This window comes from Cohnella lupini (genome assembly GCF_003386205.1).
GTDB lineage: Bacteria > Bacillota > Bacilli > Paenibacillales > Paenibacillaceae > Cohnella > Cohnella lupini.
Map to the genome: position 1 here is coordinate 20,719 of NZ_QRDY01000038.1, position 7,631 is coordinate 28,349.

The 7,631-nt window shown below is 42.2% G+C and carries 7 protein-coding genes, 5 tRNA genes and 1 pseudogene; 11 read left to right on the plus strand and 2 right to left on the minus strand.

What is annotated here, in order from left to right; translation table 11 throughout:
- Positions 1–90 precede the first annotated feature (90 nt).
- Positions 91–618 (minus strand): TetR/AcrR family transcriptional regulator, encoded by a 528-nt coding sequence (locus tag DFP95_RS27400; RefSeq protein ID WP_245988020.1) that lies wholly within the window; start codon positions 616–618, stop codon positions 91–93.
- Between the two features lie 229 nt (positions 619–847).
- On the opposite strand from DFP95_RS27400, the gene DFP95_RS27405 reads away from it, so the two are divergent.
- From DFP95_RS27405 to DFP95_RS27430, 6 genes are all read left to right on the plus strand, one after another.
- Positions 848–923 (plus strand) — tRNA-Asn (locus DFP95_RS27405).
- A gap of 1 nt (position 924) precedes the next feature.
- A tRNA-Ser gene (locus tag DFP95_RS27410) sits at positions 925–1,015 on the plus strand.
- A 623-nt stretch (positions 1,016–1,638) separates the two neighbouring features.
- Positions 1,639–1,713 (plus strand) — tRNA-Glu (locus tag DFP95_RS27415).
- 4 nt (positions 1,714–1,717) lie between these two features.
- Positions 1,718–1,793 (plus strand) — tRNA-Lys (locus tag DFP95_RS27420).
- 57 nt (positions 1,794–1,850) lie between these two features.
- Positions 1,851–1,935: transfer RNA gene (locus DFP95_RS27425), tRNA-Leu, on the plus strand.
- Between the two features lie 258 nt (positions 1,936–2,193).
- Positions 2,194–3,084 (plus strand): hypothetical protein, encoded by an 891-nt coding sequence (locus tag DFP95_RS27430; RefSeq protein WP_181907639.1) that lies wholly within the window; start codon positions 2,194–2,196, stop codon positions 3,082–3,084.
- A 157-nt stretch (positions 3,085–3,241) separates the two neighbouring features.
- Here the strand turns inward: DFP95_RS27430 and DFP95_RS27435 are convergent, their stop codons facing one another.
- Positions 3,242–3,793 (minus strand): hypothetical protein, encoded by a 552-nt coding sequence (locus DFP95_RS27435; protein ID WP_115995866.1) that lies wholly within the window; start codon positions 3,791–3,793, stop codon positions 3,242–3,244.
- Between the two features lie 217 nt (positions 3,794–4,010).
- Between DFP95_RS27435 and DFP95_RS27440 the strand changes: the two genes are divergently transcribed.
- From DFP95_RS27440 to DFP95_RS27465, 5 genes and pseudogenes are all read left to right on the plus strand, one after another.
- Complete coding sequence (locus tag DFP95_RS27440; protein ID WP_147304230.1) at positions 4,011–4,517, plus strand: hypothetical protein; 507 nt, start codon at positions 4,011–4,013, stop codon at positions 4,515–4,517.
- 196 nt (positions 4,518–4,713) lie between these two features.
- Positions 4,714–5,483 (plus strand): annotated as a pseudogene (locus DFP95_RS27445) (DUF4184 family protein).
- Positions 5,484–5,577: 94 nt separating this feature from the next.
- Complete coding sequence (locus DFP95_RS29560; protein ID WP_115995874.1) at positions 5,578–5,841, plus strand: hypothetical protein; 264 nt, start codon at positions 5,578–5,580, stop codon at positions 5,839–5,841.
- Positions 5,842–6,404: 563 nt separating this feature from the next.
- Entirely contained in the window at positions 6,405–6,830 is a 426-nt protein-coding gene (locus DFP95_RS27460) for a sigma factor (protein ID WP_115995869.1), read from the plus strand.
- A gap of 32 nt (positions 6,831–6,862) precedes the next feature.
- Positions 6,863–7,555 (plus strand): hypothetical protein, encoded by a 693-nt coding sequence (locus DFP95_RS27465; RefSeq protein ID WP_147304231.1) that lies wholly within the window; start codon positions 6,863–6,865, stop codon positions 7,553–7,555.
- Positions 7,556–7,631 lie beyond the last annotated feature (76 nt).

Below are 7,631 nucleotides of genomic sequence, written 5' to 3' on the forward strand. Positions count from 1 at the left end.
GATTTTTATGATTTGATTTATTGATAAATAAATAGTATGCATAATGATTTGATTTATTGATAAATAAATGACGGACGGTCCAAACCCCGATTATTCAGGGTTGCACCAAGGGGATAATTTCGGCATCTCCAATACTTCGGAAAGAGTGATGATCAAGCCGCAGGAAATGAATATGCTGGCTTGCATGCCAGCGTTGGGGATGCCGACGGATTCGAATCGGGTCAGAACGGTTTCGTAGATTTCCGAGAAAGTTTCTCGCGAGAATTTCCGAACCTCCGGCTCCGGCGTCGTAAAGCATTGCATTAACAGAAGCATTTCGTTCCTGTGGGTTATCAGCAGGCCGTTGAAGGCTTCGCCCATTTTTTCGGCCAAACGTTCCGGGGGAGCATCTACGACCGAGAACGCTTGGGACATCCGGTTGTAGGCGCGTTCCAATACGGCTAAGTACAATTGTTCCTTCGACTTGAAGAAATGAAACACGTAGGGCTGAGTAACTCCGACGGCTTCCGCGACATGTGCCGTAGTCGTCTTATAGAAGCCTTGAGAGGCGAACAAGGCGGCTGCGCTGTTCATGATCTGTTCTTTCCGGTTGGCTACGACTTCCTCTTTGGGGCTCAATTCGGGATTTCCTCCTTTAGCGGTTACTGTATGTTGCAAATGATTTATTAATCAATAAATAACATATTGGACAAGGTCAAGTCAAGTCGGTTACTGTCAACTTTTTCAAAAACTTAGCATGTATGTTAAGTAGGAAAATTAGTTAAAAAAGAAAAGAAAAAAATGGGGAACAAGTGCTTGACTTCACCTTTGAACCATGATAAATTATTACTTGTCGCTTTTGAAACTTTCCCTGATAGCTCAGTTGGTAGAGCACTCGACTGTTAATCGAGTTGTCACAGGTTCGAGTCCTGTTCGGGGAGCCATGGGGAGATACCCAAGTGGCTATAAGGGGCTCCTCTGCTAAGGGAGTAGACGTGTAATGCGTGCGAGGGTTCGAATCCCTCTCTCCCCGCCATGTATATTCAATAAGCCGACTTGGAAGAGCTCCAGCGCTTGCGCTGAGGGCTCTTTTTGATTTTATGGTTACGAATTAAAGTGAATGGTGCAGCGAAGACGCAAGGACGGTTACTTGGGTTAAAATTCGCTATCTAATGCGATACCACAGGCGAGTTTAGGAAGGTAGGATGGTAACCATCACTATTCAAGCGATTGAGCCATTTTGGAATCAAAGTAGGGTGAAGAACATCGCTATGGATCGAATTTTTGAAACGATTAGAACAAATTTGGGCCAATAGTAATGATTAACATCGTTATTCAGCTTGCATCTGGAAGAGTTTTGAAATATAAGATGAAAAGCATCGTTATTTGCGTTAGATGACTTTCCAACAGTTCATTCCCTATTGGCTACCTATACGGTAGTAACAGTTTAGTCGTACTCAAGTTGGCGTGGCGTAAAATAGCTTGTACTGAGGCACTCTCTTTAATAATGGAAGGACACATTTTCTTACATTAACTGGGCGAAAAAAGAGATTATAATTTGTCCCAAAAAGTGCTTGCCTTCGTCCCTCGATTCAGATATAATCATATTTGTCGTCTGAAACGGGTACCCGCGAATACGCGGAATCGCAGACCTAGATTGGCCCCTTGGTCAAGCGGTTAAGACACCTCCCTTTCACGGAGGTAACAGGGGTTCGAATCCCCTAGGGGTCACCATTGCGAGCCATTAGCTCAGTTGGTAGAGCACCTGACTTTTAATCAGGGTGTCGAAGGTTCGAGTCCTTCATGGCTCACCAGTTCTATATTCCGGTTGACGAAAGTCGATTCGGACGGCAATATGCAAGTCTCAATGTGCGGTCGTGGTGGAACGGCAGACACGCTATCTTGAGGGGGTAGTGCCCATAGGGTGTGCGGGTTCAAATCCCGCCGACCGCACCATACCTCACAAACCCAAGAACTCTTACTCCGGTAAGGGTTCTTTTTATTTTTGTTCTTTTAAATCCGCTTAGAGAGGCGGTCAACAAGGTCAGGGATTTATTATTGATACCTTACGGAGGATAGTGCAACTAAAATTTCCCATTCCCGTCTAATATTTAGTAAGAACGGGGGGACTAAATGAAAACGAAATTGTTGAGCGTTATATTAATTTTGTTTGCCATTATAGGGTGTTCTGCCGGGAATAGGGGAAAAGAAGATATGTTTAACCCCGCGAAAAGCGAACGATTTCAACCGATAGAAAAGCGTGAATTGGCTGGCTGGCAAGGTGCGCTTGACGGGGACCGGCTGGTGACGAGCGGCGAGGTAGGATTGACGATAACCGACCTAGTCGCAAATAAAAAACTGGCATTGATCTCAGTCAAACAGGTTGCGGGCTTCGATATTTCAGGCAACTTCGTGGTTTGGTCGGACTTACGAAACGAGAAAACACCGATCGGCGAACTGGGGAGTTACGATGTGGCTAATGCGGATATCTTTCTCTATGATCTTACTACGGGAGAGGAGCGTCAACTGACAACGGACCCATCGGCGCAGGTTAATCCCAAGATATGGGGGAACTACATCGTTTGGATGGATAACGCTAGCGATGAAATCAAAGAGTATCCCTCTCATTGGCAGATCGTCCTGTACAATATCAAGACGGATGAGTATAAGATTCTTACAGCAGGCAGTGGCGGTCATACGGATCCGGACATTGATGCCGGACTCGTCGTTTGGGAGGACGGGCGTCGTGTGACGGAACGGGGGTTACGAGCAGGCGGGAATGTGCCGGAGAACAACACGGACATTTATTTGTACCGTATCGACACTGGCGAAACGGTTCCGATTGCGACAGAAGACTACAGGGAAGGTCGGCCGCAAATCTCGGGTGGTCTTGTAACTTGGGAGGTTTATAACGGTTCTCACTCAGGCGATGTTTTCGTCCATGACATTGTTACAGGGAAAACGATTCAAGTGACCGATTTGGACGTGGATCAAAGGAGCCCCGTCATTAGCGGTCAATTCGTCGCCTGGATGGACGAACGAAACGGTTCATCTACGCACGATGTCGGACCGGGACCCCCACAACTCGGACATATACGTAGCTGATATGGAGAAGGGAACCGAAACGTTGATAACGGGAGACGGACCGCAGATTGATCCGCTCATCTCTGATCACTGGATCGTGTATGGCAAGTCATCGGATACAGAATCAGTACTTACGGCAGTCCGTTACAGGTCTGATGACGGTGATTCCCTAACGGAATCATGAATTAGCATCAATGTATTTTTTTATCTTATTGACGATTTTTTTAGATTCAAACGTTTGAAACGTATTCGTTGCGGCAAAGTATTTCTTGTTCTCCGAATTCATGTTAAATAGCCAGAGATCCAAATCACTAATGATTTGATACGCATATTTAATTGCTTGGACGTCTCGGTTCTTTTTTGCAATATCAATTAAGGTTTGGGCAGTTTGAAGATCTTCACGAATGGAATCAACCGTTAGATTAGATATTATTTCAATCAACTTATCTTCATTAAATGAAGTGTTGTCGATAAATTCACTCCAATAAGCTTCGGTGTACGGCTCAACCGTAAAGTAGTCTGTACCATCCCCAACTAATTTCGTCAGTTCCGCGTTCAAACTCTTCATCGTTTCACTCACTTCCGAATCCAAATTCATTTGATTATGGACAATGGTAACAAACTCTTCATCTGGGATACTCGGAGATCTCGCTTCTTTGACCAAAATAAAAATAACAATGAGAACACTAGCACTCAAGACAATGAGTGCACTCACTAATTTACGAGACAAAAGGATGAACCTCCATTCGATCGTGATGAGCTAATCATCTAAAAGATTAGAGCTTAAATAAAAGTGCATAAGCGGTATTAACCACCCATTTATGATTAAGACACCCTTAAGTATAGACTAATTAAATGGAAATAAGTTGAAAAAATAAAGCCGATTTGTGTTACGCTTAACGGGAAGTTATAGCACAACGGCATCAGGCTGACGGATCTTATTGGAGGTGAAAGATATCAAATTTTCGATTAAAGTAATGATTTCTTTTCTGATTGTAATTTTCATCTCATTCAGCGCTTATTCTCTTTATTTAATAAATAACTCACCATTAGATGCCGTAGCAGGTGGTTGGACGGTTGATAAACATGTTTTATTGGTGCAAGTCGGGAATAAAAGTCGTCTTGCAAAAGTTAGCATTAAAGAAGTCCTTGTCAACGACAATAATGAGCCAAGAGAAGTAAAGATTCAGGAGAGCAATTCGTTAAAGGGCTTTATCATATCGAGTAATTTCGAAGGGGAAGAAGAGAGTAAGTACAATTTTAGAGACCTTAATTCAGTAGGACTTCAAACCAATTCAGATCCGCAAAAACAATTAGATAAATTGAATAAAGGAACTGCTACTAAAGATGATAAGATATATGCTATTTCAATTATTAATGATGAAATTATACATAAGGTAATAATCAAATACCGCTTTCTGTGGCTTTCATATGAAAAGGTTATTTCGACGTAAAGAACAAAAAGAAACCACCGCGAAGTTGTCTAAATTGATAAATCAGTAGTCTCTAAGTTAAAGGGTACTATGGCAGCTTGTTACGAAGCGGCTTTTTGTTAGTAAGATATGGTTATTTATTTTAGAGATTTCTAAAAAGCTTAAAGACAACTGAGAAGAGTTTGTTTTTTAGAAATAGGAGGTAAGCAACTAACCGATGCCCTTTACCTTTGCGCACCCGACCTACATTCTACTTATTAAATTCATCAACCCACGTTGTTTCAGTGTAACCGGCCTCGTGTTGGGGAGTATGGCGCCTGATTTTGAATATTTCCTCTCTTTGGAACCCCATCAATCGATCGGTCATTCGTTCTCGGGTTTGTTCGTTCAGGTGATTCCGCTATGCATCCTGTTCGCCTATCTTTTTCATATTTTTGTTAAGGAATCACTCGTCCTGCACTTGCCATCCATCTTTGGTTTAAATCGGAGGGCGTACAACCTATTACGTACATGGAGCATACGGACGCTTCGTGACTGGATTGTTTTCTTCGTGTCTGTCTCCGCCGGCTTTCTCTCACATATATCGGTCGACGCCTTCACACATGAGGGAGGGTATATGTTCAGCAATTTTCCATGCTGCGATCTATCGTCATTTTGAATCTACCCATTTATAAAATTTTACAGCACAGTCTGTCGATGATCGGTTTGATGGTTATCATCGCGCAAATAGGAATCGCGCTTTACAAAACCGATCCCCATTCAAAAGAGGTCCCGTTTATCACATCAGAACGAAAACTATTGTATTGGGGATTTGCGGCGATGGTCGCGTTCTTAATGACAGGGTGTAAATTGCTTCTCGCGTCGGGCGGTAACATATTGGGAATGTTAGTCGTAGCTCCAATCACCGGCTTCTGTGCAGGAATACTTCTCGCCTCGCTGCCTTACTGGAGAAGGACCAGGCTTCAAAAAAGGGTCTGGAACCGCTGACTAGCCCAGTTATGCAACAGCAGCCAAGGGATAAGAAAAAACGTGATCGTACCGCGGTTCTACAAAATTCAAGGAACAATTTGAGCAAGTAAACATATTCCTTACACTTCAAGGTAACATCGTTATTAGTGTTACCTTCTTTGAGCAAAGCGATGGTATTGAAATAACAGAAGAACAAGTTGAATTACTTGGAAACCTGCATTTTAGAAAGAATGATATTTCTGATGAAATATTCGTAATCGATGTTGATGGTTACATAGGGGACAGCACAAAGAGAGAGATCGAAAACGCTGAAGAAATGGGTAAGGCAATCAGTTACTACTCTAGTGTTGAGATTCCTTCAAAGTGCGAGGTGTGATCGGATGAAAGCATTGGGTCTGATGATCGTATTACTGTTACTACTGACAGGGTGTAACGATGCTAAAATAAAGTAGTAACCGTCTCATAACTGAAAAAGAAGCATTAAAAATTGCCCAGTCACATGTGCAAGATAGAAATGCAAGATGGAGTGCAAGCTATAAGGAAGATGAAGAGATTGAAAAAAATAACGTAAAAGAAGAGCATAAGGCTTGGATCATTGAAGCAAAGTTTCCCGCTGGGAATAAAGAAATTTATAGAATAGATGCAGTGGATGGCATGCTTTTAACACTAACGGAGATAGAGGCTTCTTGTTAAATGGAAAGATGGAAAGTTACAAAGAATAACGATAGTTGTACGACAAATAGTCGGGATATAGATTATTATCTTGAATGTTGTATCCTTCAGAGGCTGTCATTATGGCAGCTTTTTTTGCTTTCAAGCGCATTAGGTTTCGTCATAATCGGTTTAAAATAGAATTTGAGATTTTGCGAACCGAATTTACAATATTGCCCTCTAATAGATGATTGGTAATTACAGAGAGATAGGAGAGGTGGTGAGCCCGTGTCGGAGTTAGGGTGGAAGACTGACGTACAGATGGCTATCGAGGGAGATAAGGATGCTTTCGCCAGGCTGATACGGGGGCTGAAGACGGATGCGTATTGTATGACGAAGTCGATACTGAACGATGAAAGAGATTGCGAGGATGCGATGCAGGAGGCAATACTGAACGCATATAAATCGGTGATGAAACTGAGGGAACCTCAATTTTTTAAGACATGGTTCTTCAGAATCTTGATAAGAGAATGCCAATCGATCAGTCGCCATCGCCAAAGAACGTTCGTGACCAACCGCTTGTCGGATTCGTCCAAGATGCAGTCCGGTACTTATAGTATTGATTTAGATTTGTTCGAAGCCATTAATCGTTTGAATGAAGATTTACGTACGCTCGTAAAGCTGCATATAACGGATATTCTCCCGATATATTAAACATTCAGTATACGATAACTGAAATCGACGGTGTGAGAGGGAATTGGACGGTAACGGTTCCAGTTAAGAAAGCAGCACCGATTGCCGTGGTGGAACCGAAAATAAAGCATGCGAACGATAAATTTTCACTGGATATTGAAAAGATCGTTTTTTCAAAACTAGCTACGGAATTAAACTTGTCTTATAAGGCAATGTTACCTGATGCGACTTTTGGATTGTTATTGACGGATGAGAATGGTCAACAGCTTGATGATGATACTATCGATAGCTACATTGTATCGAACACGGCGGTTTCTAGCAGGAACATTTCGTTGCGACTTCTCTTAAAACCAATCGATGAAGGAACGAAGCGAATAAAGGTAAAGCTTTTCTATTACATGATTATAGAAATAGTGTCTTCTCAGAATATCGATGTGACTATGACGGAAATGCCAACGAAAAAAAACCCGCTCATATTACCTCAGAACAAAAAGGACTTAATGAAGATCACGGAAATCGAATATTTGAAAAATAAAACGGTCGTTCATATGCTCCGTCCTGAATCACTACTACGCGGACCCTTTTCGATCATTGACGAAGATGGAAATCCATTAGCAGTCATAGGTGGATATGCCACAGGCAATGATTACGTTATGGAGTATGAGCCAATCCAGAAAGATAAAAAAATTACATTTAGGGTGGCACAAACACCGGAAATCCACTATATCTATTTAGCCCCCAAATGAATTTGGACAGTACACCCCTTACTCCGATACAATCAGATTAAGGTGGAGGGGAACGTAATGAAGAAGATGCAGTATG